Here is a 26,465-nt window from a genome sequence, read left to right on the forward strand (position 1 = left end):
CGGTTGATACGTTGGTGGGTGAACGCTTGCGTGCCCTTTCGCTCGGGCGCAAGCGCCGGCAGCCGGTCCGCGCCGGCACTTCGTCGGCCGGCCGCGGGCGCCGTCCGGCGCCGCACGCGAGGCCGCTTGAGCCTACGGCGGGACCGCTTAGGCCGCGACGGCGATCGACGGCTTGGCCGGCGTGCCCGCCGATACCGTCAATACGTCGTAGCCCGTATCGGTCACGAGCACCGTATGCTCCCACTGCGCGGACAAGCTCCGATCCTTCGTCTTGACGGTCCATTGGTCGGGCATCGTGCGGATTTCGCGACGCCCGGCGTTGATCATCGGCTCGATCGTAAAGATCATGCCCTTTTGCAGTTCCAGCCCGGTGCCGGGGCGGCCGTAATGCAAGATCTGCGGATCTTCGTGGAAGACCGTGCCGATACCGTGGCCGCAATATTCGCGCACCACACTGTAGCCGCTTGCCTCGGCATGGCGCTGAATGGCGTGACCGATGTCGCCGAGCCGCGCGCCGGGCCGCACCTGCTCGATCCCGAGCCACATGCATTCGTAGGTGGTTTGCGCGAGGCGCTTGGCGAGGATCGAGCCCTCGCCGGCGATGAACATGCGGCTCGTATCGCCGAAGTAACCGTCCTTGATAACCGTGACGTCGATGTTCAGTGCGTCGCCGTTCTTGACGATCTTGTCGCCCGGGATGCCGTGACAGATGACGTCGTTGACCGAAATGCAGGTAGCTTTCGGGTAGGGCGGATAGCCGGGCGGCTGGTAATTGAGCGGCGCCGGAACCGTTCCCTGCACGTCGAGCATGTAGTTGTGGCAGAGCCGGTCGAGTTCGGCCGTTGTCACGCCGGGCTTGACGAACGGGGTGATGTAGTCGAGCACTTCGCTCGCGAGACGGCATGCGACGCGCATTTTCGCGATGTCGTCTTCGTTTTTGATCGTGATAGCCATGGATTCCGGGCCTAAAAGCGGTATGTACGTATGTGAATGCCCGCGATTATCGCACCATATGCGCCCCGTGGCAGCGCGTCGCGGTTCGCGCAACGGGCCGCCGCAGCGCATGCCGATGGTGCGCCGCAGCGAGAACCTGTCGTTCGAGCGGTCGAGCGGCTTGAGGGAGCGGGCTTTTGCGTGGTATACTTTCGGGCTAGTCGTTGCTGGGCCTTGATGTTGTGCGCGATGTGTTGCCTCGAATTCGCGTGAAGCTCGTGCCCGCCCGCGGCTGGAAGTAGTTGGCAGTACCCGGAAGTACTCATTCGCAAGCCGGCGCACCCAGGGTGCCGAGCCGCGGTCCGTTGCAATGCTTTGGCGTTTGCGGGCCCGGCTGGTACGGCAGCCGGCTTAAGACCCAACCCTCGCGGAGAATTACATGGCAGTCACCATGCGTCAAATGCTGGAAGCCGGCGTGCACTTCGGTCACCAAACGCGCTTCTGGAATCCGAAGATGGCCCCCTTCATTTTCGGCCATCGCAACAAGATTCACATCATCAACCTCGAAAAGACGCTGCCGATGTACAACGACGCGCTGAAGTATGCGCGTCAATTGGCGGCTAACCGCGGCACGATCCTGTTCGTGGGCACGAAGCGTCAGTCGCGCGACACGATCGCGCAAGAAGCGCAGCGCGCCGGTATGCCGTACGTCAACGCCCGTTGGCTCGGCGGTATGCTGACGAACTTCAAGACGTTGAAGGTTTCGATCAAGCGTCTGAAGGATATGGAAGCGGCGGTCGAGGCGGGTGAGCTCGAGAAGATGAGCAAGAAGGAAGCGCTGCTGTTCGAACGCGAAATCGCCAAGCTGCAAAAGTCGATCGGCGGCGTGAAGGACATGGGCGGCATTCCGGACGCGATCTTCGTCGTCGACGTCGGCTACCACAAGATTGCCGTGACCGAAGCGAACAAGCTCGGCGTGCCGGTCATCGCCGTGGTCGATACGAACCACTCGCCGGAAGGCATCGATTACGTGATCCCGGGCAACGACGACGCGAGCAAGGCTGTTGCGTTGTACGCGGAAGGCGTGGCCGACGCGATCCTGGAAGGCCGTGCCAACGCGGTCAATGAAGTCGTGCAGGCTGCGCGCGGCACCGACGGCGACGAGTTCGTCGAGGTGGGCGGGGAGCAGTAACGCAACCCCGTCGCCGGCAAAAAAGGGGGCTCTCGATAGGCCCCCTTTTTTTAAGTGTCGGCGAAACGTGTGGCGCGATCGATGCGCCGCGAACGAATGCCTGCCGTTTGCATCGAATGCGAGCGGCGTGTGAAAGACAGACTCAAGGAGCGAATGATGGCGGCAATTACCGCAAGCATGGTGGCTGAACTGCGCGCGAAGACCGACGCGCCGATGATGGAATGCAAGAAGGCGCTGACGGAAGCCGACGGCGATATGGCCCGCGCCGAAGAGCTGCTGCGCGTGAAGCTCGGCAACAAGGCCAGCAAGGCGGCCTCGCGCGTCACGGCCGAAGGCATCATCGCCTCGTCCATCGGCGGCAACGCCGGCGCGCTCATCGAATTGAACTGCGAAACCGACTTCGTTGCGAAGAACGACGATTTCAACGCGTTCGCCAAGCAAGTGGCCGAACTCGTCGTGTCGCAAAACCCGGCCGACGTGGCTGCGCTGTCGGCCCTGCCGCTGAACGGCGAGACGGTTGACGCGGTGCGCCTCGCACTCGTTGGCAAGATCGGCGAAAACCTCTCGATCCGCCGTTTCGCGCGTTTCGAAACGTCGAACAAGCTGGCTGCGTACCTGCACGGCACGCGCATCGGCGTGCTCGTCGAATACACGGGCGCCGACGAGCAAGTCGGTAAGGACGTCGCCATGCACGTTGCGGCGATGAAGCCGGTTTCGCTGTCGTCGGACGACGTTCCGGCCGAACTGATCGCCAAGGAGCGTAGCATTGCCGAACAGAAGGCGGCCGAATCGGGCAAGCCGGCTGAAATCGTCGCGAAAATGGTCGACGGCAGCGTGCAAAAGTACCTGAAGGAAGTGTCGCTGCTGAACCAGCCGTTCGTTAAGAACGACAAGCAGACGATCGAGCAAATGCTGAAGGCAGCCGGCTCGTCGGTGCAAAAGTTCGCGCTGTTCGTGGTGGGCGAAGGCATCGAAAAGCGTCAAGACGATTTCGCAGCCGAAGTGGCTGCGCAAGTCGCCGCAGCAAAGCAGCAGTAAGTTCGCAGTTTGCCGTACCCGCGGCGAGCGCCATGCTCGCCCGCGGCAGGTTCGCCCGGCGAACCGACCGGGGCTCACCCGGGCCGCCGCAACCTTCTGGGTGGCGGCGGCCGAGCTTGCCCCGCGCTATGTTTCACCCCTACAGTTCCACATTGTCGTGATCTCTTCGGCGCGATCGGATACCGCTATGCCCACAGCCTATAAACGCGTTCTTCTCAAACTCTCCGGTGAAGCTCTGATGGGCGACGATTCGTTCGGCATCAATCGCGCGACGATCGAACGCATGGTGGCCGATATTGCCGAAGTCGTTCGGCTCGGCACCCAACTGGCCGTCGTGATCGGCGGCGGCAACATTTTCCGCGGTGTAGCGGGTGGCGCGGCGGGCATGGACCGCGCGACGGCCGACTACATGGGCATGCTCGCGACGATGATGAACGCGCTCGCTTTGCAAGATGCGATGCGTCACGCCGGCATCGAAGCCCGCGTGCAATCGGCGCTTCGGATGGACCAAGTCGTGGAGCCGTATATTCGGCCGCGCGCGATTCGCCAGCTCGAAGAGGGCAAGGTCGTGATTTTCGCCGCCGGCACCGGCAACCCGTTCTTCACGACCGATACGGCCGCCGCGCTGCGCGGCTCGGAAGTCGGGGCGGAGGTTGTGCTCAAGGCCACCAAGGTCGACGGCGTATACTCCGCGGATCCGAAGAAGGATCCGTCCGCGACGCGCTACTCGACGATCAGCTTCGACGAAGCGATCGGCCGCAATCTGCAAGTGATGGACGCGACGGCGTTTGCGCTGTGCCGCGACCAGAAGCTGCCGATTCGCGTGTTCTCGATCGTCAAGCCGGGCGCGCTCAAGCGGATCGTACAAGGTGAGGACGAGGGCACTCTCGTCCACGTGTAAACTCCCGTGAGAGAAGCGGGGCGTGTTTCGCCCGAGGCGCACAAAAGTGGCGCTGCGCGGGCGAGACCGCACAATGATGAAGTTTTGGAGGTCTAAATGAGCGTAGCAGAGGTCAAAAAGGGCGCCGATCAAAAGATGCAGCGTTCGATCGAAGCGTTCAAGAACGATTTGGCGAAAATCCGCACGGGTCGTGCGCATACGGGTCTGCTCGATCACATCCAGGTCGATTACTACGGCTCGAACGTGCCGATCTCGCAAGTAGCCAACTTGACGCTCATCGATGCGCGCACGATCGGCGTGCAGCCGTGGGAAAAGAAGATGGTTGCTATCGTCGAAAAGGCGATTCGCGAATCGGATCTGGGCCTGAACCCCGCCACGCAAGGCGATTTGATTCGTGTGCCGATGCCCGCGCTGACCGAAGAGCGTCGCCGCGAACTGACGAAGGTCGTCAAGAGCGAAGGCGAAACGGCGAAGGTTGCCGTGCGCAATCTGCGTCGCGATGCGAACGAACAGCTCAAGAAGCTCGTCAAAGACAAAGAGGTTTCGGAAGACGACGAGCGTCGCGCCGGCGATGAGGTGCAAAAGCTCACCGATAAATACGTCGCCGAGATCGACAAGCTCGTCCACTCGAAAGAAGCCGAGATCATGACCGTCTGAGGCTTCCCAGTCTCGACGCGTCCTTCACTTTTTCGTAGTTTGAGTCTCGGCGGCCATGACCTATACCAGCTCTACCGTTCGCGTGCCTGATATCGCGGCTGTACCGCGGCACATCGCGATCATCATGGACGGCAACGGCCGTTGGGCCACGCAGCGCCGTTTGCCGCGTGTGGCCGGTCATACGCGCGGTGTCGAAGCCGTGCGCACGGCCGTCGAAGCATGCGCGCGTGCCGGTGTCGAATATCTGACGCTGTTCGCTTTCAGCTCGGAGAATTGGCGCCGTCCCGTCGACGAAGTGTCGTTCTTGATGCGCCTGTTCGTCACCGCGCTCGAGCGCGAAGTCGGCAAGCTGCACGCCAACGGCATCCGGCTGCGCGTGGTCGGCGATTTGTCGCTGTTCGATACGCGCGTGCAGGATCTCATTCGCCGGGCGGAGACCAAAACCGCACGCAATACACGTTTGACGTTGACGATCGCGGCGAATTACGGCGGCCGCTGGGACATCATGCAAGCTGCCCGTAAGCTGGCGGAGCAATCGGCCAGCGAGGGGCAGGCCGTCACCATCGACGAAGAAAGCTTCGCGCAGCACCTGGCACTCGCCTATGCGCCCGAGCCCGATCTCTTCATTCGCACCGGCGGCGAAACGCGCATCAGTAACTTCCTGCTTTGGCAGCTCGCTTATACCGAGCTTTACTTCACGGACGCGTACTGGCCCGATTTCGACGCAAAGACGCTATCCGATGCGATCGCGTCGTATGCCCGCCGCGAGCGCCGCTTCGGTCGCACGAGCGCGCAGCTCGAGCCTCAATCGCAAGACGCCGATTCTCTTCCATGCTGAAAACCCGCGTCATCACCGCCGTGGTGCTGCTGGCGGTGCTGCTGCCGGTCACGCTGTTCGCACCGGTGGCGGCCTTCGGCGCACTGATCGCGGTTGCGCTCGTCCTGGGCGCCTGGGAGTGGGCTCGCCTGCTCAAACTGCCGGGGTACGCCCCGCTTGCGTATGCATTGGTTGCCGCGCTTGCGCTGGCTGCTAGCACGCGCCTGGGCCTCGGATCGCGCGCGGCGCGCCCGCTGCTCGAAGCGGCCGCCGTCTTCTGGGTCCTGGCGGGCCCCTATGTGCTCATCCGCAAACCTACACTCGCGCACGGCGCGTGGCGGCTGTTTCTCGTCCTCGCGGGCCTGGTCGTCCTGGTGGCCTGTTGGCACGCGCTCGTCGCCGCACGCATTCTAGGCGTATCGTTCGTGTTGTCCGTTCTGCTAGTCGTTTGGCTGGCCGATATCGGCGCATACTTTGCCGGCAAGGCGTTCGGCAAGCACAAGCTCGCGCCCGCGATCAGCCCGGGCAAGACCTGGGAAGGCGCGGTCGGCGGTTGGCTTGCCGTGGTGGTGGTCGCGCTCGCCGTCATGGCGTCGCATGCATTCGCGCCAACGCTCGTATCGGCGCTTGGCGAACGCATCGGCGTAGCGCGCACGCTACTCGTGTTGACGGTGCTGGTGGCATTCAGCATCGTCGGCGACTTATTCGAATCGATGCTCAAGCGTCAGGCGGGCGTGAAGGATTCCAGCGCGCTGTTGCCGGGACACGGCGGGGTGCTGGACCGAATCGACGCACTGCTGCCGGTGTTGCCGCTGGCCATGCTGCTCATTGGCTAGAGCGCTAAGGATTTTAGATATGAAAAAATGTCTGACACTGCTCGGTTCCACGGGCTCGATCGGCGATAGCACGCTCGACGTCGTCGCCCGTCATCCGGAGCGCTTCTCCGTTTATGCGCTGACCGCGCATCGTAACGGCGAGAAGCTCGTTGCCCAATGCTTGCGCTTCAAGCCCGAAGTCGCGGTCGTCGGCGATGCCGAGACGGCGGCGAGCGTCGAAGCGCAGCTGAAGGCCGCCGGTTGCAAGACGCAAGTTGCGTACGGTCAAGATGCACTCGTGCAAGTGGCGCAAAGCGGGCAGTGCGACACCGTCGTCGCCGCGATCGTCGGGGCGGCCGGCCTCGCTCCCACGTTGGCGGCGGCTCGCGCCGGCAAGCGCATCTTGCTGGCGAACAAGGAGGCGCTCGTGATGTCGGGCGCGATCTTCATGGATGCGGTGCGCGACCATGGCGCGACCCTGTTGCCGGTGGATAGCGAGCACAATGCGATCTTCCAATGCCTGCCGCGTGACGCCGCCGGACACGGCGGTGTGACGAAGATCATCCTGACGGCTTCGGGCGGGCCGTTCCGTACGCGCGAGCCGGCGACGCTCGTCGGCGTGACGCCGGACGAAGCGTGCAAGCATCCGAACTGGGTGATGGGCCGCAAGATTTCGGTCGATTCCGCCACGATGATGAACAAGGGTCTCGAGGTCATCGAGGCCCACTGGCTCTTCGCTTTGCCGGGCGACCGAATCGAAGTCCTGATTCATCCGCAAAGCGTGATTCATTCGCTCGTCTCGTATGCCGACGGCTCGGTCCTCGCGCAACTGGGCAACCCGGACATGCGTACGCCGATCGCGCACGCGCTCGCGTTCCCCGAGCGCGTCGATTCGGGCGTGGCGCAGCTCGATCTGGCTCAGATCGCCATGCTGCAATTCGAAAAGCCCGACTACGAGCGTTTCCCGTGCCTCGCATTGGCGATGCAAGCGTTGGCGGCGGGCGGCGTCGCCAGCGCGGCGTTGAATGCCGCGAACGAGATTGCCGTCGACGCGTTCCTCGAGCGCCGGATCGGCTTCATGGATATCGCGCGCACGGTCGGCACCGTGCTCGACGGATTGTCGAACCGCACGCCGAGCGGACTCGACGACGTACTGAGCGCCGATGCCGACGCCCGTCGCGCAGCGAGCGAATTCATCGCCGGCCGCACGTTCGTGGCACCGGCGGCCACCCGCACGGGCACCGTCGATCGCGCGGTGCAGTGAGACATCGATGAACGTGCTGATCGAAGTCGCCGCATTCGCCGTAGCGATCGGCGTACTCGTGGTCGTACACGAGTACGGGCACTACAGCGTGGCGCGGCTTTGCGGCGTGAAGGTGCTGCGTTTTTCGATCGGCTTCGGACGGCCGCTTTTGAGCTGGGTCGGGCGTAAAACCGGCACCGAATGGACGATTTCGGCGTTGCCGCTCGGCGGCTACGTGAAGATGCTCGATGAGCGCGATCCGGGGCCCGGCATTGCACCGTCGGATTTGCCCTATGCGTTCAACCGCCAGCACGTAGCCAAGCGCATCGCCATCGTTTTGGCGGGACCGCTTGCCAATTTCTTGCTGGCGATCGCGCTGTTTTCGATCGTCTTCGTCACCGGCGTCACCGAGCCCGTGGCAACGCTTGCCACGCCGCCCGCGGGCAGCGTCGCAGCGCGTGCGGGCTTCGAGGGCGGCGAAACGGTCGTGGCGATCGGCGACGAGCACGGCGCCGACATCGAGGCGGTGCGTTCGTGGTCGGATCTTCGCTGGAAGCTGCTCGATGCGGCTTTCGATCATCGCCGGATCGTGCTGCAAGCGCACGACGGACGCGGTACGTACGACTTCCAGGTCGACCTGCGCAATGTGCGCGGACACGATCTCGACGACGATTTCTTGACCAAGCTCGGCTTCGACGAAGGCGGCACGCTGACGGTCGCGGCCGTGGAGGCGGGCAGTGCGGCGCAGCGCGCCGGACTCCAAGCCGGCGATATGCTGCGCACGGCGGGCGGCGCCCCGATCGACGGCGCGCAAGCGTTCATTGCCTATGTCAAGGCACGGGCCGGGCGGGCGATCGCGCTCGGCATCGAGCGAGGTGCGCCGGCTCGGCAGCTGACGCTGACCGTCGTGCCCGATGCGCGCGAGGACGTGCAGACGGGCGCGACCTCGGGCCGCATCGGCGCCGCGCTCGAAACGCACGTGCAAACCCTGCGCGTGCGCTACAGCCTGACCGAGAGCGTCGCACGCAGCGCGCGGCGCACCTGGGACATCGCCGTATACTCGCTGCGCATGTTCGGTCGGATGCTGACCGGGCAGGCGTCGCTGAAGAATTTATCGGGCCCCGTCACGATCGCGGATTACGCAGGCAAGAGCGCGCAGCTCGGCTGGGCGCCGTTTTTGTCGTTTCTTTCGCTGGTGAGCATCAGCCTCGGCGTGTTGAACTTATTGCCGATTCCGGTATTGGACGGGGGGCATCTGTTATATTATTTGGTTGAAGCCGCGACCGGCAAAGCCGTATCGGAACGCTGGCAGCTCGTTTTGCAAAGGGCGGGTCTCGTGTGCATCGTCGTTTTGTCGGCGATAGCGCTCTTCAACGATCTGGCTCGTTTAATCCATTTCTAAAGTGTTCGGCGGTACGCGAGAGCGCGGCCGCGACGGACAGATGTAGCTAAAAACTCTGGGGATGCATGTTGTTCAAACCTCATCGCTTTGTTCCTAAGACGGTTGCCATCGCGGCGGTTGCCGCTCACGGGCTCGTCGCTCATGCGGCGACGGCGCCTTTCGTGGTGAAAGACATCCGGATCGAGGGCTTGCAACGGGTCGAGCCCGGCACGGTGTTCTCTTACCTGCCGATCAAGCGGGGCGATACGTTCACGGACGACAAAGCGTCGGAGGCGATTCGTGCACTCTACGCGACCGGCTTCTTCAGCGACGTGCGCATCGCGACCGAAGGCGACGTCGTTATCGTCAACGTCGCCGAGCGTCCGGCAATCGGTGAAATCGACTTCTCGGGCTTGCACGAGTTCGACAAGGATGCGCTCACCAAGGCGCTGAAGAGCGTCGGTTTGTCGCCGGGCCGCTATTACGACAAGTCGCTCGTCGATCGGTCCGAGCAGGAGCTCAAGCGTCAGTACCTGACGCGCGGCTTCTACGCCGCCGAGGTCACGACCACCGTCACGCCGATCGACAACAGCCGCGTCTCGATCCTGTTCGCCGTGACCGAAGGTCCGAGCGCAAAGATCCGCCAGGTCAACTTCATCGGCAACAAGGCGTTCAGCACGGGCACGCTGCGCGACGAGATGCAGTTGTCCACGCCGAATTGGTTCTCGTGGTACACGAAGAACGATCTGTATTCGAAGGACAAGCTCACGAACGATCTCGAGAACGTCCGCTCGTTCTACTTGAACCGCGGCTATCTCGAATTCAATATCGAATCGACGCAAGTCTCGATTTCGCCCGACAAGAAGGACATGTACCTGACGCTGACGGTGCATGAGGGCGAACCCTATACGATTTCGAGCATCCAGCTCGCCGGTAACCTGCTCGATCGCGAAGCCGAGTTGAAAAAGCTCGTGACGATCAAGCCGGGTCAGCGCTTTTCGGCCGAAAAGCTGCAAGCGACGACTAAGGCGATCGTCAATAAGCTCGGCGAGTACGGCTATGCGTTTGCCACGGTCAACGCACAGCCTGACATCGATCAGGTGCATCACAAGGTCGCGCTGACGCTGCAAGTGGATCCGAGCCGCCGCGTCTATGTCCGCCATATCAACGTCACGGGCAATACGCGCACGCGCGACGAAGTCATTCGCCGTGAAATGCGCCAGCTCGAAAGCTCGTGGTTCGATTCGAGCCGCCTCGCGCTCTCGAAGGACCGGATCAACCGCCTCGGCTACTTCACCGATGTGGACGTGACGACGGTGCCGGTGAGCGGTACGTCCGACCAAGTCGACGTGGATGTCAAGGTCAAGGAAAAGCCGACGGGCGCGATCACGCTCGGCGCCGGTTTCTCCTCGACGGACAAGGTGGTGCTCTCGGCGGGTATCTCGCAAGACAACGTGTTCGGCTCGGGTACGAGCCTTTCCGTGAACGTCAATACGGCGCGTTCGTACCGCACGCTGACCGTGACCCAGGTGGATCCGTACTTCACCGTGGACGGGATCAAGCGGATCACCGATGTCTACTATCGGACGACCCAGCCGCTGTACTACTCGACGAGTTCGAGCTTCCGCATCATCACGGCGGGCGGGGACTTGAAGTTCGGCATTCCGTTCTCGGAAGTCGATACGGTTTATTTCGGCGCAGGCTTCGAGCAAAACCGTCTCGATATCGACGACTCGACGCCGCAGGTCTACAAAGACTACGTCACGAACTTCGGCCGTGTCTCGAACAACGTCCCGTTGACGGTGGGCTGGTCGCGCGATGCGCGTGACAGCGCGCTCGTGCCGAGCCGCGGCTATTTCACGCAAGCGAACGCCGAATACGGTACGCCGGTCGGCGCGGCCCAGTATTACAAGGCCGATTTGCAAGCGCAGTACTACTACTCGTTCTCGCGCGGCTTCGTGCTGGGTCTGAACTTCCAGGGCGGTTACGGCAACGGGATCGGCAACAAACCGTTCCCGATCTTCAAGAACTACTTCGCGGGCGGTATCGGCTCCGTGCGCGGCTATCAGCCGAGCTCGCTCGGTCCGCGCGATTCGACGACGGGCGATCCGATCGGCGGCTCGAAGATGGTCGTCGGCAATATCGAGTTGACGTTCCCGTTGCCGGGCACCGGTTACGATCGAACGCTGCGTGTGTTCACGTTCTTTGACGGCGGTAACGTCTGGGGTACGGAGGGTTCGAGCATTGGCGCGAACGGCTTGCGCTACGGCTACGGTTTGGGTCTCGCGTGGATTTCGCCGATCGGCCCGCTCAAGGTGAGCTTGGGCTTCCCGGTTCAGAAGCACACGGGCGATCAATACCAGAAATTCCAATTCCAGATCGGGACGGCGTTCTAACGACACGTCATACCCTGTCCAGCATCGAGAGGAAGATTTTGCAAACTGGTACGTTTTTCAGACGCGCGATGGGCGTGGCGGCGCTGACGGGGGCGCTCGTGGCGGGCGTCGCGCAAGCGCAAGAGGCCCGCATCGCAGCGGTCAACTCGGATCGCATCCTGCGCGAATCGGCATCGGCCAAGGCCGCCCAGCTCAAGCTCGAGGCCGAATTCGCGAAGCGCGACAAAGATCTGCAAGACATGGCGAGCCGTCTGAAGTCGTTGTCCGACCAACTCGACAAGAACGCGGCGTCGATGTCGTCGGCCGACCGTGCCGCCAAGCAGAGCCAATTGTCGAATCTCGACACCGAATTCCAGCGCAAGCAGCGCGAGTTCCGCGAAGACTTGAATCAGCGTCGTAACGAAGAGCTGGCGGCCGTGCTCGATAAGGCGAACAAGGTGATCAAACAGATCGCCGAGCAGCAGCACTACGACCTGATCGTGCAGGAAGCCGTCTACGTGAGCCCGCGTATCGACATCACCGATCAGGTGTTGAAGGCGCTGGCCGCCTCGAGCGCGAGCGCGACGAACTGAACGACGGAGTGGTACGCGAATGGCATTGACGCTCGAGCAAATCTCGCAGCGCTTCGGCGGTGAAGTCGTCGGCGACGTGGCTTTGACGGTCGCGGGGCTGGCGCCGCTCGATCAGGCGCAGCCGAATCAATTGGCGTTTCTTGCCAATCCCAAATATTTGGCCCAAGTCGAGACGACGCAAGCCGGCGCCGTCTTGATCGCGCCGAGCGATCTGGCGAAGCTTGCATCGCGCGAGGGGCGTAATTTCATCGTCACGCCGAACCCGTACGCTTATTTCGCGCGCGTGGCGCAGTTGTTCATCGACCTGGCTGCGCCGAAAGCGCCGGCCGGCGTGCATCCGAGCGCGGTCATCGATCCGAGCGCGCAGGTCGCGCCGGACGCCGTCGTTGGACCGCACGTCGTAATCGAGGCCGGCGCCGTCGTCGGCGCGCGCGCACGGATCGATGCCAACGTGACGATCGGACGGGGCACGCGCATCGGCGAGGACTCGCATCTGTATCCGAACGTTGCGGTCTACCACGGCTGCGAGATCGGGCCGCGCGCCATCGTGCATGCGGGTGCGGTCATCGGTTCCGACGGTTTCGGCTTCGCGCCCGACTTCGAGGGCGAAGGTGACGCCCGTACGGGCAGCTGGGTCAAGATTCCGCAAGTGGGCGGGGTGACGATCGGCGCGGACGTCGAAATCGGCGCCAATACGACGATCGACCGCGGTGCGATGGCCGACACGATCATCGAGGAGTGCGTGAAGATCGACAACCTCGTGCAGATCGGCCACAACTGCAAGATCGGCGCGTACACCGTGATCGCCGGCTGTGCAGGCATCGCGGGCAGCACGACGATCGGCCGTCATTGCATGATTGGCGGCGCCGTCGGCGTTGCCGGGCACGTGACGCTCGGCGATTTTGTTATCGTGACGGCGAAGTCGGGCGTATCGAAGTCGCTGCTCAAACCGGGCATCTACACGAGCACGTTCCCAGCAGTCGGTCATGCCGAATGGAATAAGAGCGCCGCACTCGTGCGCAATCTGGATAAGATGCGCGAACGCATCAAGACACTCGAAGCAACGCTTGCCGAGCGAGGTGGCAACGCTTGAGCAGGCACTGGGGCAACGCCTGGCAAGGCGGTGCTCCGGCAGGCGGCGCATCGCGCGCCGCGATCAGCATCCGCAGTCAATCACCCGCGCGAGACCTTTGCGTGGAGCAGACACACCATGAGCACTGAAAAAATCAATCTCGACATCCATAAGATCCTCACGCTGCTGCCGCATCGCTATCCGATCCTGCTCGTGGACAGGGTGCTCGAGCTCGAGCCGCACAAGAGCATCAAGGCACTGAAGAACGTCTCGATCAACGAACCGTACTTCATGGGGCACTTTCCCCAACGGCCGGTGATGCCCGGGGTGCTGATTCTCGAGGCGCTCGCGCAGACGGCGGCTTTGCTGACGTTCGCCGAGGAGCCGCACGATCCGGAAACGACGCTGTACTACTTCGTCGGGATCGACGGCGCACGCTTCAAGCGCGTCGTCGAACCGGGCGATCAACTGATTCTCAACGTGACGTTCGAGCGCTATATGCGCGGCATTTGGAAGTTCAAGGCGCGGGCCGAAGTGGACGGCGTCACGGCCGCCGAGGCCGAGCTGATGTGCACGGTCAAGCAAACGAACGAGTGACGAGGCTGCCCCAGCGCAGCCGGTCGCGGGCGCCCATCCGGCCCGAGCCTCAACCGAAGGCGGGCCGCGGCGGCCGATACGTCGCAACTGAGCATAAAGAAGGGCGATAAGCGCATGAGCAGGATTCATCCCACAGCGGTCATCGAGTCGGGCGCGCAGCTCGGCGAGGACGTCGAGATCGGGCCGTATGCGATCGTCGGCGCGAACGTCACGATCGGCGCGCGCACGAGCGTCGGTTCGCACAGCGTGATCGAAGGGCATACGACGATCGGCGCCGACAATCGAATCGGCCACTATGCGAACGTCGGCGGCCGGCCGCAGGATATGAAGTACCAAGGCGAGCCCACGCGGCTCGAGATCGGCGAGCGCAATACGATTCGCGAATTTACGACGATCCACACGGGCACCGTGCAGGACGGCGGCGTGACGACGCTCGGCGACGACAACTGGATCATGGCGTACGTCCATATCGGCCATGATTGCCATGTCGGCAGTCACGTCATTTTGTCGAGCAACGCGCAAATGGCGGGTCACGTCATCATCGGCGATTGGGCGATCGTCGGCGGTATGTCGGGCGTGCATCAGTTCGTCAAAATCGGCGAGCACTCGATGCTCGGCGGCGCATCGGCGCTCGTGCAAGACATCCCGCCTTTCGTCATTGCGGCGGGCAACAAGGCGGAGCCGCACGGCATCAACGTCGAGGGACTGCGCCGGCGCGGTTTTTCGGCGGATGCGATCTCGGCGCTGCGCAGCGCCTACCGGCTGCTGTACAAGAACGGTTTGTCGCTCGAGGAAGCGAAGACGCAACTCGCCGATCTGGCTTCCGCGGGCGGCGACGGCGATGAGCCCGTGCGTAAGCTGATTGCCTTCATCGAAACGTCGCACCGCGGCATCATCCGCTAAGCGATGACGTTGCAATCGAATGCGTTGCGCGTCGCGATGGTGGCGGGCGAGCCGTCGGGCGATCTGCTGGCGGCCTCGCTGCTGGGCGGTCTCACGCGTGTCTTGCCGCCCGCGACGCAGTATTACGGCATCGGCGGGCCGCGTATGGCGGCCCAGGGGTTCGAGGCCCACTGGCCGATGGACAAGCTCGCCGTTCGCGGCTATGTCGAAGCCCTGCGCCATATCCCTGAAATTCTGCGTATTCGCAACGAACTGAAGCATCAATTGTTGGCGGAGCCGCCGCACGTCTTCATCGGCGTGGACGCGCCCGATTTCAATTTCGGGCTCGAGCGGGCGCTGCGCGGGGCCGGCATTCCCACGATCCACTTCGTTTGTCCCTCGATTTGGGCTTGGCGCGGCGGACGCATCAAGACGATCGTGAAGTCCGTGGACCACATGCTCTGCGTGTTTCCGTTCGAGACGGCGCTGCTTGAAAAAGCCGGCGTATCGGCCTCCTACGTGGGCCATCCGCTCGCCGACGAAATCCCGCTCGAGCCCGATGTCGCCGGTGCTCGCGCGGCGCTGGGTCTGCCCGCGACGGGGCCCATCGTCGCCGTGCTGCCGGGGAGCCGCCGCTCGGAAATCGGGCTGATCGGTCCGACGTTCTTTGCGGCGATGGCCATCATGCAGCAGCGCGAGCCGAGCCTGCGGTTCGTGATGCCGGCGGCCACGCCCGCGTTGCGCGAGTTGTTGCAGCCCCTCGTTGCCGCCCATCCCCAGCTCGCGCTTACGCTCACCGACGGCGACGCACAGCGCGCGATGACCGCGGCGGATGCCGTGCTCGTCAAAAGCGGTACCGTCACGCTCGAGGCGGCACTGCTCAAGAAGCCGATGGTGATTTCGTACAAGGTGCCTTGGTTGACGGGCCAGATCATGCGCCGGCAGGGGTACTTGCCGTACGTCGGACTGCCCAATATCTTGGCCGAGCGCTTTGTCGTCCCTGAATTGCTCCAGCATTTCGCGACGCCCGAGGCGTTGGCCGACGCGACGCTCGTCCAGTTGCACGACGACGCGAATCGGCGCACGCTCACGGAGGTGTTCACGCAGATGCATGTGACGCTGCGCAGGAACACGGCCGAGCGCGCGGCCGAGGCGGTTGCGCGCGTCATCGAAGCGAGGAAGCCGCGTCCATGACGAGTTCGCGACCCGCGCGCCGGGGCAGTGCGTCGACACAAGGCGCGCTCGAGTTCAACTCGCCGCTGGACATCGTCTGCGGCGTCGACGAGGCGGGGCGCGGGCCGTTGGCCGGACCCGTCGTCGCGGCCGCCGTCATTTTGGATCCCAAGCGGCGCATTCGCGGGCTCGACGACTCGAAAGCCCTCAGTGCGAAGAAGCGCGAGGAGCTGTACGAGAAGATCGTCGAGCGGTCGCTGAGCTATTGCGTTGCGTCGGCGAGCGTCGAGGAAATCGACCGGCTCAATATCTTGCATGCCACGATGCTCGCCATGAAGCGGGCCGTCGAAGGGCTTTCGCTGCTGCCGACGCTTGCGCGTATCGACGGCAACCGATGCCCCGAGCTTTCCGTTCGCAGCGAAGCGGTGATAGGCGGCGATGCGCTCGTGCCGGCCATCTCGGCGGCTTCGATCCTCGCCAAAGTCACGCGCGACCGGATGCTGCTCGAATTGCACGAGCGGTTTCCCGTCTACGGCTTCAATGCGCATGCCGGCTATGGCACGCCGCAGCATTTGGCGGCGCTGGCCGAGCATGGGCCATGCGAGCATCATCGCCGTTCGTTCGCGCCCGTTCGAGCGGCGTTCGCACGGCTTGGCGCGGGTGCGACGCTGCCTGGTAGTGCATCGGCCACCGTGGTTGAGGTCGAGATCGGCGACGATGCGTTCGGCGAACTCGGTATCCTCGACGACGCTTCCGAGATCGGTACGGCCGGCGCTAGCGCCGGCGCGGATCAATAATCGAGCGTATCGCGGCCAAATCGGCCCAATGCGCTTCCTTGCCGGTCGCTAGGCCGCCATTTTTCAGTCTATTTTCGTGAAAGCGATCACTTCCCGCGACAACCCGCTCTATAAGCGCCTCAAGGCGCTCGCCGCATCCACGCATCAGCAAAAGAAGGGCGGCCAAGCGTTGCTGGAGGGCTTTCACCTGGCGAGCGCCTATCTCGATGTAGCCGGCCAACCCGAGACCTGCGTCGTGACGGAAGGGGCATTGGGGCATGACGAGGCTCAGGCCATCGTCGCGCGGATCGACGCCGAGCGCGTCGTCGTACTGCCCGATGCGCTCTTCGGACAATTGTCGAACGTCGTGCATGGCGTGGGGATGCTGCTGGTCGTGCGCAAGCTGGCCGCTGCGCTACCCGAGCGTATCGAGGCGACCTGCGTCGTGCTCGATGGCGTTCAAGACGCGGGCAACGTGGGATCGATTCTGCGTAGCGCCGCGGCGGCCGGCGTGAGCCAGGTGTTTTGCGCGCCCGGTACGGCGTACGCCTGGTCGTCGAAGGTGCTGCGCTCGGGCATGGGGGCTCATTTCCTGCTCGATATCCATGAAGACGTCGAGGCGGCTACGCTGATCGAGCGCTTGGCGGTGCCCGCTGCCATCACCGATTCGCATGCGCCGCAAGCGCTCTATGACTGCGATCTGGCGGGGCCGATCGCTTGGGTGTTCGGGAACGAAGGCGCGGGCGTATCGGCGCCATGGCGCGCCGCCGTCGAGCATCGTCTGACGATTCCGCAGCCGGGCGGCATGGAATCGCTGAACGTGGCGGCCGCGGCCGCGATCTGCCTGTTCGAGCAATGCCGGCAGCAGCGCGCCGCCGGCTAGCGTCGGTCCGGCTTCAGTAAGTCGGCCGGTCGAGCTTGATTTCCTGGAGGATCGTCGTCGCGATCTCCTCGATCGACTTGTGCGTCGACGACAACCACTTAATCCCTTCCCGGCGCATCAGCGCTTCCGCCTCGTTGATTTCGTAGCGGCAATTCTCCGGGGCGGCATATTTGCTGCCCGGACGCCGCTCGTTGCGGATCTCCGATAGACGCTGCGGATCGATCGACAGCCCGAACAGCTTTTCCCGGTGCGCGATGAGCGGCGTCGGCAACTTGCCGCGCTCGAAATCCTCGGGGATCAACGGGTAGTTCGCTGCTTTCACGCCGTATTGCATGGCGAGATATAGGCTCGTCGGCGTTTTGCCGCTGCGCGAGACGCCGACGAGGATGACGTCCGCATCGGCCAGATTGCGATTCGACTGGCCGTCGTCGTGGGCCAGCGAAAAGTTGATCGCCTCGATCCGCGTCTTGTATTCGTCCGTATCGGCGTTCTGGTGCCCACGGCCGATCGCGTGGGTCGACTTCATTTCCAGTTCTTGCTCTAGCGGTTCGACGAACTGCTGGAAGATGTCGAGCACGAGCGCATTCGAGTTCTTGACGATGGCATTCGAGGCGCTGTCGACCAGCGTCGTGAAGACGATCGGCCGGCGCCCGTCGAGCTCGGCGGATTCGGAGATCTTTTCGATCGTCGCGTAGGCCTTGTCGACCGAATCGACAAACGGGACGCGTACCAGGCGGAATTTTTGGTCGAATTGGGACAGGATCGAGTGCGCGAACGTCTCGGCGGTAATCCCTGTCCCGTCGGAGACGATGAATACGGTAGGCGGCATCGGCAAAGGCGTCTGGTGCGGGACGCTGCGGGGAGAAAAACGCGATTGTCGCGCGTTTTCGCGCGCAACGGTGCCTGACGCGAGTCATTTTGTCGTCGCGGTGGCGCGCGGGGACAAGCGCCGCCGTAGAAGCAGGGTAGAATGGCGATAACCTGTTGGAGAAGCGATTGCGATCGGCTGCGGCCTGCGATCGTTTCTCCAACAGGTTGCACGTGCTGCGCGCAGGGTTCCAATGGCTCGCGCGCACCAAGCCCACACGCGCGACCGAGTATTTTTTTCACACTTAGGGGCTTGTATGACTAACGCAGCAAACGTCACGAAGGATCAGGCGTATGTAATTCCGTTCGAACAACTACGGATGACCGATGTAGAGATCGTGGGCGGCAAGAATGCGTCGCTCGGCGAAATGATCAGCCAACTGGCTGAGGCGGGGGTACGCGTGCCTACGGGTTTCGCCACGACCGCGCTCGCATTCCGCGATTTCCTCAACCACAATAATCTGACCGAACGCATTGCCGCTCGCCTCGAAACGCTGGACGTCGACGACGTCAAGGCGCTCGCGGCCGCCGGTAAGGAGATCCGTTCGTGGATCGTCGATGCGCCGATGCAGCCGCGCCTCGAGTCCGAAATCCGCGCTCAATTCGAGACGCTCCAAAGCAGCTCGCCCGAAGAGTTGTCGTTCGCCGTGCGTTCGTCGGCGACAGCCGAGGACTTGCCCGATGCTTCGTTTGCCGGGCAACAGGAAAGCTATCTCAACGTGGTCGGCATCGAGGACGTCCTCGATCGCATGAAGCACGTCTTCGCGTCGCTCTATAACGATCGCGCGATCTCCTATCGCGTCCATAAAGGCTTCACGCATGCGGAAGTGGCACTCTCCGCCGGCGTTCAGCGCATGGTGCGCTCCGACGTCGGCGCGGCCGGCGTGATGTTCACGCTCGATACGGAATCGGGCTTCAAGGACGCCGTGTTCATCACGTCGAGCTACGGCTTGGGCGAAACCGTCGTTCAGGGCGCCGTGAATCCGGACGAGTTCTACGTCTTCAAGACGACGCTCGAGCAGGGCAAGTACCCGATCATCCGCCGCTCCATCGGTTCGAAGCTCATCAAGATGGAGTTCACGAAGCCGGGCGAGCCGGGCCGCGTGAAGACGATCGACGTGTCGCACGAGCAGCGCAATCGCTTCTCGATCACCGACGAAGACGTGATCGAGCTGGCCAAATACGCCGTCATCATCGAAAAGCACTACCAGCGTCCGATGGACATCGAGTGGGGCAAGGACGGCCGCGACGGCAAGATCTTCATCTTGCAGGCGCGTCCCGAAACGGTGAAGAGCCAAGGCGCCGGTAAGGTCGAGCAGCGTTTCAAGCTGCGCGGGCAATCGCAAGTGCTCGCGACGGGCCGGGCGATCGGTCAAAAGATCGGCGCGGGCCGCGTTCGCGTGATCCACGACCCGTCGGAAATGGAACGCGTGCAACCGGGCGACGTGCTCGTGGCCGATATGACGGACCCGAACTGGGAGCCCGTGATGAAGCGCGCGTCGGCGATCGTCACGAACCGTGGCGGCCGTACCTGCCACGCGGCCATCATCGCCCGTGAACTGGGCGTGCCGGCCGTCGTCGGTTGCGGCGACGCGACCGACGTCCTCAAGGACGCCTCGCTCGTGACGGTGTCGTGCGCCGAAGGCGACGAGGGCAAGATCTACGACGGGCTGCTCGAAACGGAAGTGACGGAAGTCTCGCGCGGCGAATTGCCGCCGATTCCGGTCAAGATCATGATGAACGTCGGCAACCCGCAACTTGCGTTCGACTTTTCGCAATTGCCGAACGCCGGTGTGGGTCTCGCACGGCTCGAGTTCATCATCAACAACAACATCGGCGTCCACCCGAAGGCGATTCTGGAGTACCCGAACGTCGATCAGGACCTGAAGAAAGCCGTCGAAAGCGTGGCGCGCGGGCATGCATCGCCGCGTGCGTTCTACGTCGACAAGCTGACGGAAGGCATTGCAACGATCGCGGCGGCGTTCTATCCGCGTCCCGTGATCGTGCGTCTGTCCGACTTCAAGTCGAACGAGTACAAGAAGCTCATCGGCGGTTCGCGCTACGAGCCGGACGAAGAAAATCCGATGCTCGGCTTCCGTGGCGCGTCGCGTTACATCGCGCAGGATTTCGCGCAAGCGTTCGAGATGGAATGCATGGCGCTCAAGCGCGTGCGCGAGGACATGGGCTTGACGAACGTCGAGATCATGGTGCCGTTCGTGCGGACCGTGAAGCAAGCCGAGCGCGTGGTCGGATTGCTCGAGAAGTTCGGCCTGAAGCGCGGCGAGAAGGGCTTGCGGCTCATCATGATGTGCGAAGTGCCGTCCAACGCGATCTTGGCCGAGCAGTTCTTGCAGCACTTCGACGGCTTCTCGATCGGTTCGAACGACTTGACGCAGCTCACGCTCGGTCTCGATCGCGATTCCGGCATGGAGCTGTTGGCGGTCGATTTCGACGAGCGCGACGAAGCGGTCAAGTTCCTGCTCAAGCGTGCGATCGAAACTTGCCGCCGCATGGACAAGTACGTCGGTATCTGCGGCCAAGGCCCGTCGGATCACCCGGACTTCGCGCAGTGGCTCGCCGACGAAGGGATTGCGTCGATCTCGTTGAATCCCGATACGATCATCGATACTTGGCAAGCGTTGGCTAAATCCACGAAGTAACGGTCTCATGTTGAGGGCCCGCCCACCAAAACGGGCCCCGCTTCGTGCTATAACGCCCCGGTGTGAGCCGGGGCGTTTTTTTTCGAGGAGACCTAAATGGCGCCGAACGATTTTCTTTGGTGGATTGGTGCGGGGGCGCTGATCGTTGCCGAACTGCTGACGGGCACGTTTTACTTGCTGATGGTCGCGCTCGGCTTTCTCGCCGGCGCGCTCGTCAAGCTAAACGGCGGAAGCTTGGCCGCGCAATGCGTCTGGGCGGCGCTCGTCGCCCTGGCCGCCATCGCGGCGCTGCGCCGCTCGCGCTTCGGTCGTCGGCAGCGCCGCGATGCCTCGGCGAACCCCGACGTTCTGCTCGATGTCGGCGCGCCCGTCGAGGTGAGCGTATGGCATAACCGCCGTGCGCGCGTGCCGTATCGCGGCGCCGAGTGGGATGTCGAACTCGCCCCCGGCGAACGCGAGGATGCGCTCGCCTACGAGATTGCGGCCGTACGGGCCAATCGGCTCGTCTTGGTGGAGCGACGTCACGCCTCGCATCATTCGGTATCGACTACAAAGGAGTGAACAATGGATATGACTATTGTCGGGGTTGTGTTGCTCATCATCGTGATTGCGATGGCCGCTCAGACGATCAAGATTGTGCCGCAGCAACACGCTTGGGTGCTCGAGCGCTTCGGCCGTTATCACGCGACGCTCGTGCCCGGTTTGAACATCGTGCTGCCTTTCGTCGATCGCGTCGCCTACCGACACGTGTTGAAAGAGATTCCGCTCGACGTGCCGGGCCAGATTTGCATCACGCGCGACAATACGCAGTTGCAAGTCGACGGCGTTCTCTACTTCCAAGTGACCGATGCGATGAAGGCCTCGTACGGTTCGAGCAACTACGTGCAGGCGATTACGCAGCTTTCCCAGACTACGCTGCGCTCGGTCATCGGCCGGCTCGAACTCGACAAAACGTTCGAGGAGCGCGACCTCATCAACCACAGTGTCGTTTCGGCGCTGGACGAAGCCGCGTCGAGCTGGGGCGTGAAGGTCCTTCGCTATGAAATCAAGGATCTGACGCCGCCCAAGGAGATCTTGCATGCGATGCAGGCCCAGATCACGGCCGAGCGCGAGAAGCGTGCGTTGATCGCCGCGTCCGAGGGGCGTAAGCAAGAGCAGATCAACATCGCCTCGGGCGGGCGCGAAGCGGCGATCCAGAAATCCGAGGGGGAAAAGCAAGCGGCGATCAATCAGGCGCAAGGGCAGGCCGCGGCGATTCTGGCGGTGGCCGAAGCGAACGCGCAAGCCATTCAAAAGATCGCCCAGGCGATTCAATCGACGGGCGGCATGGACGCGGTCAACCTGAAGGTGGCCGAGCAGTACGTCAGTGCCTTCGGCAATCTCGCCAAAGCGGGCAACACGTTGATCGTGCCGGGCAATCTCTCGGATTTGGGTTCGATGGTGGCGTCGGCGCTCGCGATCGTCAATCGCGGCAAAAGCAGCGCGGTGCCGGACGGGCGGTGAGGGGGATAAGCGAACGGGCGCGGCCGATTGACGCAGATCGGCCGCGTGTCCCATCTTTTCTTCAGGTGGAGCGCATGATGCGCGCTTTCTCGCGTTCCCAGTCGCGCTTCTTTTCGGTTTCGCGTTTGTCGTGCAGCTTCTTACCCTTGGCGAGCCCGATTTCGCATTTCACGCGGCCGCCTTTGTAGTGGAAGTTCAGCGGCACGAGCGTGTAGCCGCGCTGCTCGACTTTGCCGATCAGTTTTTTGATTTCGTCGGCGTGCAAGAGCAGCTTGCGCTTGCGCACGGGATCGGGCTTGATGTGCGTCGATGCCTCGGGCAGTGGGCTGATGTGCGCGCCGATCAAGAACAGCTCGCCGTCTCGAATGACGACATAGCCTTCCTTGATCTGGCCGCGCCCGGCGCGAAGCGCCTTGACTTCCCATCCCTCTAGCACGAGCCCCGCTTCGTAGCGTTCCTCGATGAAGTAATCGAAGAAGGCCTTTCTGTTGTCGATGATGCTCATGAATATGGAAGGCGCCCAACTCGTTTAAAATCACGATTTTAGCAAAGCGGCGCCCATCGAGCCCGCCACGCTCGCCCCTTTCGCCGCGCGCAGTGCTTCTTATGGCAGATGTTCAAAAAACCGTCTTGATCCGCCACTCGGCGGAGCGAATGTTCGATCTCGTCACCGACGTGGCCGATTACCCCAATTTCCTGCCCTGGTGCGGCGGTGTCGAAATACGCCGGCAGGACGAGCACGAGATGGAGGCGCGGATCGACATCAACTTCAAGGGCATCAAGCAGCATTTCGCCACGCACAACACGCAGGAAAGGCCGACGCGGATCGACATGGATTTCGCCGACGGCCCTTTTCGCAAGTTCACGGGCTATTGGCGTTTCACCCCGCTGCGTACCGATGCCTGCAAGATCGAATTCGCGCTCCACTACGAGTTTTCGAGCGTGATCCTCGAAAAGATCATCGGCCCCGTGTTCAATCACATCGCGAACACGTTCGTCGAATCGTTCGTCAAGCGCGCCGACGAGCGCTACGGCCGGCCATGAGTGCAACGCTTTCCATCGAGGTTTGCTACGCGCGAGCCGACGCTCAGACGCTGATCGCCGTGACAATGCCGGCCGGCGCTACCGTTCGGGACGCGATCGATGCAAGCGACATTGCCCGCCAGCATCCCGAGATCGACCTTTCGGCTGCGAAGATCGGCGTCTTCGGCAAGCTTGCTTCGCTCGATACGCCGCTTGCCGATCACGATCGCGTGGAGATTTATCGGCCGCTGATCGTCGATCCGAAGCTGGCCCGTCAGCGCCGTGTGGAAAAAACGCGGCGCGCCGGCTCGATCGAAGGCCGCAAGTGGCTGCCTAAGGATTCGCGCTGAGCTGGGCGTCGATCGGTGCCGGGTGGCCGGCGCCGTCGTCGTGCCGCCGGACCGACCACGTGACGCCAGCCAGCAGCAGCGCGATCGCCGCGGCTTCCAAGGGGCGGGGCAGCCGCCAGTCGTAGATGAAGCCGTAGAGTAGGGCGAACAGCGTCTCGAAAACGATCAGTTGGCCCGACAGCGTGAGCGGCACCCGCTTCGATGCGGCGTTCCACAGGCCCGTGCCCAGCCAGGACGGGCCGATGGCAAGTCCCAGATTCAGTATCCAGAACACGGTCCAGCGGGCGTCGACGTGGACGCCCGCGTGCGCCGTGGCCGGCACCAGCATGCAACCGGCCCATCCAACGGCGCCGAAAAGGCCGGTTGCGAGCCCGAGCAATACCGACCACTCGTTGCCGTCGAAATGCGGATTGCGCCGCAGGTAGCGGGTATTTTCGACGGCGAACCAAGTCCAGCTCAGCAGTGCGCCGGCGGCGCACGCCACGCCGATGAGCTTGTCCATCACACCCGCAGCGCCGGACGACGCGCCTTCGGCCGCGAATACGTCGACGTTGATGCAGACAATGCCCGCGGCCACGAGCAGCAGCGGCCAATAAAGGCGGGCGAGCGGCACGGCGCCTGCGTCGCGGCGTCCGGCCAGCGTCACGGTGACGGGCAGTACGCCGACGATTAACGAGGTCGGGCCGATGCCCACACGATGCACGCCGGCGGTCAAGAAGATGTAGTAGATGAGATTGCCGACGAAGGCGAGCCGACCGATGGCGAAGACGTCCTCGCGCGTGAGCTTGGCCGCGAGCCGGCGCATCATGGGCAGCGCCGCCGCGATGGAGACGAGGCCGTACATCATGCAGCGTGCCGCGCCGAGCCAAAGCGGCGCGAAATCGGGCAGCAAGCGCGGCACGAGAAAGACCGTGCCCCAAATCGCGCCCGCCATCACCCCGTACATCACCCCACGCCGCATGCTCGCTCCCCTTCGACATTCATCGGAAGCGCCAAGCTTACGTCCCGTGCGCGGGTGTCGTCTTGTTCGATCCTGCAATCGTCAGCACCTCGTTTGCGGCCGCACGCGTATTCGCTTTTTCTGCGCGGGGACGCGACAGAGGGCTCGAACGCGCACCTGCGGCAAACGAAACTTTTGCGAACATGGCTCGAACCGGAAAGCGAAACACCGCGGCCGCTTCGAACAGAAAAAACGCTAACTTGCTGTTCGCACAGTGAAAAAGCAGGGTGGTATCGCGTATAATTCGCTTTTGCGCCCATAGGATTTGCCATGCGTCTGATCCAAAAAGCACTCACGTTCGATGACGTGCTCCTCGTCCCGGCGTTCTCCGACGTTCTGCCGCGCGACACCAGCCTCAAAACCCGGCTGACCCGCAATATTTCCCTGAATATGCCGCTCGTCTCCGCCGCAATGGATACGGTGACGGAAGCGCGCCTCGCGATCGCCATGGCGCAGCAAGGCGGCGTCGGCATCATCCATAAGAATCTGACGGCCCACGAACAAGCTCGCGAAGTGGCGAAGGTCAAGCGGTTCGAATCGGGGGTCGTGCGCGATCCGATCACGGTCCCGCCGCAAATGAAGGTGCGCGACGTCATCTCGTTGTCGCTGCAACACGGCATTTCGGGCTTCCCGGTGGTTGAGGGCGCGCAGTTGATGGGTATCGTCACGAACCGCGACTTGCGTTTCGAGACGCGGCTCGACGAGCCGGTCCGCACGATCATGACGCCGCGCGAGCGGTTGGTTACGGTGAAGGAAGGCACGGCGCTCGCCGAGGCAAAGGCGCTGATGCACAGTCATCGTCTGGAACGCGTGCTCGTCGTGAACGACGCATTCGAGCTGCGCGGCCTGATGACGGTCAAGGACATCACGAAGCAGACGGAACACCCGGACGCTTGCAAGGACGAGCACGGCAAGCTGCGCGTGGGCGCGGCGGTCGGTGTCGGCGCCGATAACGAAGAGCGCGTCTCGGCGCTGGCCGCGGCCGGCGTGGACGTGATCGTCGTCGATACGGCGCACGGCCACAGCAAGGGCGTGCTCGAGCGCGTGCGCTGGGTTAAGAAGAACTTCCCGCACGTCGAGGTGATCGGCGGCAACATCGCGACGGCCGACGCGGCGCGTGCGCTCGTCGAATACGGCGCGGACGGCGTGAAGGTCGGTATCGGCCCCGGTTCGATCTGCACGACGCGGATCGTGGCGGGTGTCGGCGTGCCGCAAATCACGGCCATCGCCAATGTCGCGCAAGCGCTGAAGGGCACCGGCGTGCCGGTGGTCGCCGACGGCGGCGTGCGTTTCTCGGGCGACGTCAGCAAGGCGCTGGCAGCCGGCGCGAATGCGGTCATGATGGGCAGCATGTTCGCCGGCACCGAAGAGGCGCCGGGCGACGTGTTCTTGTTCCAAGGCCGGCAGTACAAGTCGTATCGCGGCATGGGTTCGGTCGGTGCGATGAAGGACGGCGCGGCCGATCGCTACTTCCAGGACAACTCGGCGAATATCGACAAGCTCGTCCCTGAAGGTATCGAAGGGCGTGTGGCCTATAAGGGCTCGGTTGGCGCGATCCTGTTCCAACTGGTCGGCGGCGTGCGTGCGAGTATGGGGTATTGCGGCTGCCGTACGATCGACGAGCTCCATGAGAAAGCTCAGTTCGTGCAGATCACGGCTGCGGGCATGCGCGAGTCCCACGTGCATGACGTGCAGATCACGAAGGAAGCACCGAACTATCACATCGACTAACCG

26 protein-coding genes are annotated in these 26,465 nt (G+C 63.1%); 22 read left to right on the top strand and 4 right to left on the bottom strand.

What is annotated here, in order from left to right; all coding sequences use genetic code 11:
- Window positions 1-147 precede the first annotated feature (147 nt).
- A complete protein-coding gene (gene map / locus AB1286_RS00525; protein WP_430361421.1) occupies window positions 148-954 on the bottom strand; it encodes a type I methionyl aminopeptidase in 807 nt (268 codons plus the stop codon).
- A 418-nt stretch (window positions 955-1,372) separates the two neighbouring features.
- Here map and rpsB point away from each other — a divergent pair, with 418 nt between their 5' ends.
- The 16 genes from rpsB (at window position 1,373) to AB1286_RS00605 (ending at window position 17,328) form a co-directional block, all read left to right on the top strand.
- Entirely contained in the window at window positions 1,373-2,125 is a 753-nt protein-coding gene (gene rpsB, locus AB1286_RS00530) for a 30S ribosomal protein S2 (RefSeq protein WP_430361422.1), read from the top strand.
- Between the two features lie 156 nt (window positions 2,126-2,281).
- Entirely contained in the window at window positions 2,282-3,163 is an 882-nt protein-coding gene (gene tsf / locus AB1286_RS00535; protein WP_430364945.1) for a translation elongation factor Ts, read from the top strand.
- 187 nt (window positions 3,164-3,350) lie between these two features.
- Window positions 3,351-4,064, top strand: coding sequence for a UMP kinase (gene pyrH, locus AB1286_RS00540; RefSeq protein WP_430361423.1), 714 nt, complete (start codon window positions 3,351-3,353; stop codon window positions 4,062-4,064).
- A gap of 96 nt (window positions 4,065-4,160) precedes the next feature.
- Window positions 4,161-4,721 (top strand): ribosome recycling factor, encoded by a 561-nt coding sequence (gene frr / locus AB1286_RS00545; protein ID WP_430361424.1) that lies wholly within the window; start codon window positions 4,161-4,163, stop codon window positions 4,719-4,721.
- Window positions 4,722-4,776: 55 nt separating this feature from the next.
- A complete protein-coding gene (gene uppS / locus AB1286_RS00550; RefSeq protein WP_430361425.1) occupies window positions 4,777-5,559 on the top strand; it encodes a polyprenyl diphosphate synthase in 783 nt (260 codons plus the stop codon).
- Entirely contained in the window at window positions 5,553-6,374 is an 822-nt protein-coding gene (locus tag AB1286_RS00555) for a phosphatidate cytidylyltransferase (protein WP_430361426.1), read from the top strand. Before uppS ends, AB1286_RS00555 begins: the two co-directional genes overlap by 7 nt.
- 19 nt (window positions 6,375-6,393) lie before the next feature.
- Window positions 6,394-7,617, top strand: coding sequence for a 1-deoxy-D-xylulose-5-phosphate reductoisomerase (locus AB1286_RS00560; protein ID WP_430361427.1), 1,224 nt, complete (start codon window positions 6,394-6,396; stop codon window positions 7,615-7,617).
- Window positions 7,618-7,624: 7 nt separating this feature from the next.
- The gene (gene rseP / locus AB1286_RS00565; RefSeq protein WP_430361428.1) at window positions 7,625-8,998 is read left to right on the top strand and encodes an RIP metalloprotease RseP; all 1,374 of its coding nucleotides are present in this window, start codon (window positions 7,625-7,627) and stop codon (window positions 8,996-8,998) included.
- Window positions 8,999-9,063: 65 nt separating this feature from the next.
- Window positions 9,064-11,373, top strand: a complete 2,310-nt coding sequence (gene bamA / locus AB1286_RS00570) for an outer membrane protein assembly factor BamA (protein ID WP_430361429.1) — start codon at window positions 9,064-9,066, stop codon at window positions 11,371-11,373.
- A gap of 68 nt (window positions 11,374-11,441) precedes the next feature.
- Complete coding sequence (locus tag AB1286_RS00575; RefSeq protein WP_430364946.1) at window positions 11,442-11,945, top strand: OmpH family outer membrane protein; 504 nt, start codon at window positions 11,442-11,444, stop codon at window positions 11,943-11,945.
- A gap of 19 nt (window positions 11,946-11,964) precedes the next feature.
- On the top strand, window positions 11,965-13,038 hold the full coding sequence (gene lpxD, locus AB1286_RS00580) for a UDP-3-O-(3-hydroxymyristoyl)glucosamine N-acyltransferase (RefSeq protein WP_430361430.1): 1,074 nt from the start codon (window positions 11,965-11,967) through the stop codon (window positions 13,036-13,038).
- Window positions 13,039-13,155: 117 nt separating this feature from the next.
- Window positions 13,156-13,614, top strand: coding sequence for a 3-hydroxyacyl-ACP dehydratase FabZ (gene fabZ / locus AB1286_RS00585; RefSeq protein ID WP_430361431.1), 459 nt, complete (start codon window positions 13,156-13,158; stop codon window positions 13,612-13,614).
- 114 nt (window positions 13,615-13,728) lie between these two features.
- On the top strand, window positions 13,729-14,517 hold the full coding sequence (lpxA, locus tag AB1286_RS00590) for an acyl-ACP--UDP-N-acetylglucosamine O-acyltransferase (protein ID WP_430361432.1): 789 nt from the start codon (window positions 13,729-13,731) through the stop codon (window positions 14,515-14,517).
- Window positions 14,518-14,520: 3 nt separating this feature from the next.
- On the top strand, window positions 14,521-15,690 hold the full coding sequence (lpxB, locus tag AB1286_RS00595; protein ID WP_430361433.1) for a lipid-A-disaccharide synthase: 1,170 nt from the start codon (window positions 14,521-14,523) through the stop codon (window positions 15,688-15,690).
- Window positions 15,687-16,466 (top strand): ribonuclease HII, encoded by a 780-nt coding sequence (gene rnhB / locus AB1286_RS00600; protein WP_430361434.1) that lies wholly within the window; start codon window positions 15,687-15,689, stop codon window positions 16,464-16,466. The genes lpxB and rnhB overlap by 4 nt, the downstream gene beginning before the upstream one ends.
- A gap of 76 nt (window positions 16,467-16,542) precedes the next feature.
- Window positions 16,543-17,328, top strand: a complete 786-nt coding sequence (locus AB1286_RS00605) for a TrmH family RNA methyltransferase (protein ID WP_430361435.1) — start codon at window positions 16,543-16,545, stop codon at window positions 17,326-17,328.
- A 13-nt stretch (window positions 17,329-17,341) separates the two neighbouring features.
- On the opposite strand, the gene ppsR is transcribed toward AB1286_RS00605, so the two are convergent.
- The gene (gene ppsR, locus AB1286_RS00610) at window positions 17,342-18,157 is read right to left on the bottom strand and encodes a posphoenolpyruvate synthetase regulatory kinase/phosphorylase PpsR (RefSeq protein ID WP_430361436.1); all 816 of its coding nucleotides are present in this window, start codon (window positions 18,155-18,157) and stop codon (window positions 17,342-17,344) included.
- 295 nt (window positions 18,158-18,452) lie between these two features.
- On the opposite strand from ppsR, the gene ppsA reads away from it, so the two are divergent.
- From ppsA to AB1286_RS00625, 3 genes are all read left to right on the top strand, one after another.
- Window positions 18,453-20,855, top strand: coding sequence for a phosphoenolpyruvate synthase (gene ppsA, locus AB1286_RS00615; protein WP_430361437.1), 2,403 nt, complete (start codon window positions 18,453-18,455; stop codon window positions 20,853-20,855).
- A 96-nt stretch (window positions 20,856-20,951) separates the two neighbouring features.
- On the top strand, window positions 20,952-21,416 hold the full coding sequence (locus tag AB1286_RS00620) for an NfeD family protein (protein ID WP_430361438.1): 465 nt from the start codon (window positions 20,952-20,954) through the stop codon (window positions 21,414-21,416).
- Window positions 21,417-21,419: 3 nt separating this feature from the next.
- Window positions 21,420-22,358 carry an SPFH domain-containing protein gene (locus AB1286_RS00625; protein WP_430361439.1) on the top strand — a complete coding sequence of 313 codons (939 nt, stop codon included), beginning with the start codon at window positions 21,420-21,422 and terminating at the stop codon, window positions 22,356-22,358.
- Window positions 22,359-22,419: 61 nt separating this feature from the next.
- On the opposite strand, the gene smpB is transcribed toward AB1286_RS00625, so the two are convergent.
- A complete protein-coding gene (smpB, locus tag AB1286_RS00630; protein ID WP_430361440.1) occupies window positions 22,420-22,863 on the bottom strand; it encodes an SsrA-binding protein SmpB in 444 nt (147 codons plus the stop codon).
- A 101-nt stretch (window positions 22,864-22,964) separates the two neighbouring features.
- On the opposite strand from smpB, the gene AB1286_RS00635 reads away from it, so the two are divergent.
- Entirely contained in the window at window positions 22,965-23,402 is a 438-nt protein-coding gene (locus AB1286_RS00635) for a type II toxin-antitoxin system RatA family toxin (protein ID WP_430361441.1), read from the top strand.
- Window positions 23,399-23,731 carry an RnfH family protein gene (locus tag AB1286_RS00640; protein WP_430361442.1) on the top strand — a complete coding sequence of 111 codons (333 nt, stop codon included), beginning with the start codon at window positions 23,399-23,401 and terminating at the stop codon, window positions 23,729-23,731. Before AB1286_RS00635 ends, AB1286_RS00640 begins: the two co-directional genes overlap by 4 nt.
- On the opposite strand, the gene AB1286_RS00645 is transcribed toward AB1286_RS00640, so the two are convergent.
- Window positions 23,715-24,692 carry a DMT family transporter gene (locus AB1286_RS00645; protein ID WP_430361443.1) on the bottom strand — a complete coding sequence of 326 codons (978 nt, stop codon included), beginning with the start codon at window positions 24,690-24,692 and terminating at the stop codon, window positions 23,715-23,717. The two genes, AB1286_RS00640 and AB1286_RS00645, sit on opposite strands and share 17 nt — an antisense overlap.
- 309 nt (window positions 24,693-25,001) lie before the next feature.
- On the opposite strand from AB1286_RS00645, the gene guaB reads away from it, so the two are divergent.
- The gene (guaB, locus tag AB1286_RS00650) at window positions 25,002-26,462 is read left to right on the top strand and encodes an IMP dehydrogenase (RefSeq protein ID WP_430361444.1); all 1,461 of its coding nucleotides are present in this window, start codon (window positions 25,002-25,004) and stop codon (window positions 26,460-26,462) included.
- The last annotated feature ends 3 nt before the right edge of the window (window positions 26,463-26,465 follow it).

The sequence above is a fragment of the Trinickia sp. NRRL B-1857 genome, from assembly GCF_050470685.1.
In the GTDB taxonomy this organism is placed as follows: domain Bacteria; phylum Pseudomonadota; class Gammaproteobacteria; order Burkholderiales; family Burkholderiaceae; genus Trinickia.

Bases quoted from the DNA above. Each gene is read 5' to 3' on its own strand.
- uppS (WP_430361425.1), top strand. From the start codon at position 4,777: ATGACCTATACCAGCTCTACCGTTCGCGTGCCTGATATCGCGGCTGTA.
- AB1286_RS00640 (WP_430361442.1), top strand. From the start codon at position 23,399: ATGAGTGCAACGCTTTCCATCGAGGTTTGCTACGCGCGAGCCGACGCT.
- guaB (WP_430361444.1), top strand. From the start codon at position 25,002: ATGCGTCTGATCCAAAAAGCACTCACGTTCGATGACGTGCTCCTCGTC.
- ppsR (WP_430361436.1), bottom strand. From the start codon at position 18,157: ATGCCGCCTACCGTATTCATCGTCTCCGACGGGACAGGGATTACCGCC.
- bamA (WP_430361429.1), top strand. From the start codon at position 9,064: ATGTTGTTCAAACCTCATCGCTTTGTTCCTAAGACGGTTGCCATCGCG.
- AB1286_RS00560 (WP_430361427.1), top strand. From the start codon at position 6,394: ATGAAAAAATGTCTGACACTGCTCGGTTCCACGGGCTCGATCGGCGAT.
- pyrH (WP_430361423.1), top strand. From the start codon at position 3,351: ATGCCCACAGCCTATAAACGCGTTCTTCTCAAACTCTCCGGTGAAGCT.
- ppsA (WP_430361437.1), top strand. From the start codon at position 18,453: ATGACTAACGCAGCAAACGTCACGAAGGATCAGGCGTATGTAATTCCG.
- lpxD (WP_430361430.1), top strand. From the start codon at position 11,965: ATGGCATTGACGCTCGAGCAAATCTCGCAGCGCTTCGGCGGTGAAGTC.
- rnhB (WP_430361434.1), top strand. From the start codon at position 15,687: ATGACGAGTTCGCGACCCGCGCGCCGGGGCAGTGCGTCGACACAAGGC.
- AB1286_RS00645 (WP_430361443.1), bottom strand. From the start codon at position 24,692: ATGCGGCGTGGGGTGATGTACGGGGTGATGGCGGGCGCGATTTGGGGC.
- rseP (WP_430361428.1), top strand. From the start codon at position 7,625: ATGAACGTGCTGATCGAAGTCGCCGCATTCGCCGTAGCGATCGGCGTA.
- AB1286_RS00625 (WP_430361439.1), top strand. From the start codon at position 21,420: ATGGATATGACTATTGTCGGGGTTGTGTTGCTCATCATCGTGATTGCG.
- lpxB (WP_430361433.1), top strand. From the start codon at position 14,521: ATGACGTTGCAATCGAATGCGTTGCGCGTCGCGATGGTGGCGGGCGAG.
- frr (WP_430361424.1), top strand. From the start codon at position 4,161: ATGAGCGTAGCAGAGGTCAAAAAGGGCGCCGATCAAAAGATGCAGCGT.
- tsf (WP_430364945.1), top strand. From the start codon at position 2,282: ATGGCGGCAATTACCGCAAGCATGGTGGCTGAACTGCGCGCGAAGACC.
- smpB (WP_430361440.1), bottom strand. From the start codon at position 22,863: ATGAGCATCATCGACAACAGAAAGGCCTTCTTCGATTACTTCATCGAG.
- fabZ (WP_430361431.1), top strand. From the start codon at position 13,156: ATGAGCACTGAAAAAATCAATCTCGACATCCATAAGATCCTCACGCTG.
- AB1286_RS00555 (WP_430361426.1), top strand. From the start codon at position 5,553: ATGCTGAAAACCCGCGTCATCACCGCCGTGGTGCTGCTGGCGGTGCTG.
- AB1286_RS00620 (WP_430361438.1), top strand. From the start codon at position 20,952: ATGGCGCCGAACGATTTTCTTTGGTGGATTGGTGCGGGGGCGCTGATC.
- AB1286_RS00575 (WP_430364946.1), top strand. From the start codon at position 11,442: ATGGGCGTGGCGGCGCTGACGGGGGCGCTCGTGGCGGGCGTCGCGCAA.
- AB1286_RS00635 (WP_430361441.1), top strand. From the start codon at position 22,965: ATGGCAGATGTTCAAAAAACCGTCTTGATCCGCCACTCGGCGGAGCGA.
- lpxA (WP_430361432.1), top strand. From the start codon at position 13,729: ATGAGCAGGATTCATCCCACAGCGGTCATCGAGTCGGGCGCGCAGCTC.
- map (WP_430361421.1), bottom strand. From the start codon at position 954: ATGGCTATCACGATCAAAAACGAAGACGACATCGCGAAAATGCGCGTC.
- rpsB (WP_430361422.1), top strand. From the start codon at position 1,373: ATGGCAGTCACCATGCGTCAAATGCTGGAAGCCGGCGTGCACTTCGGT.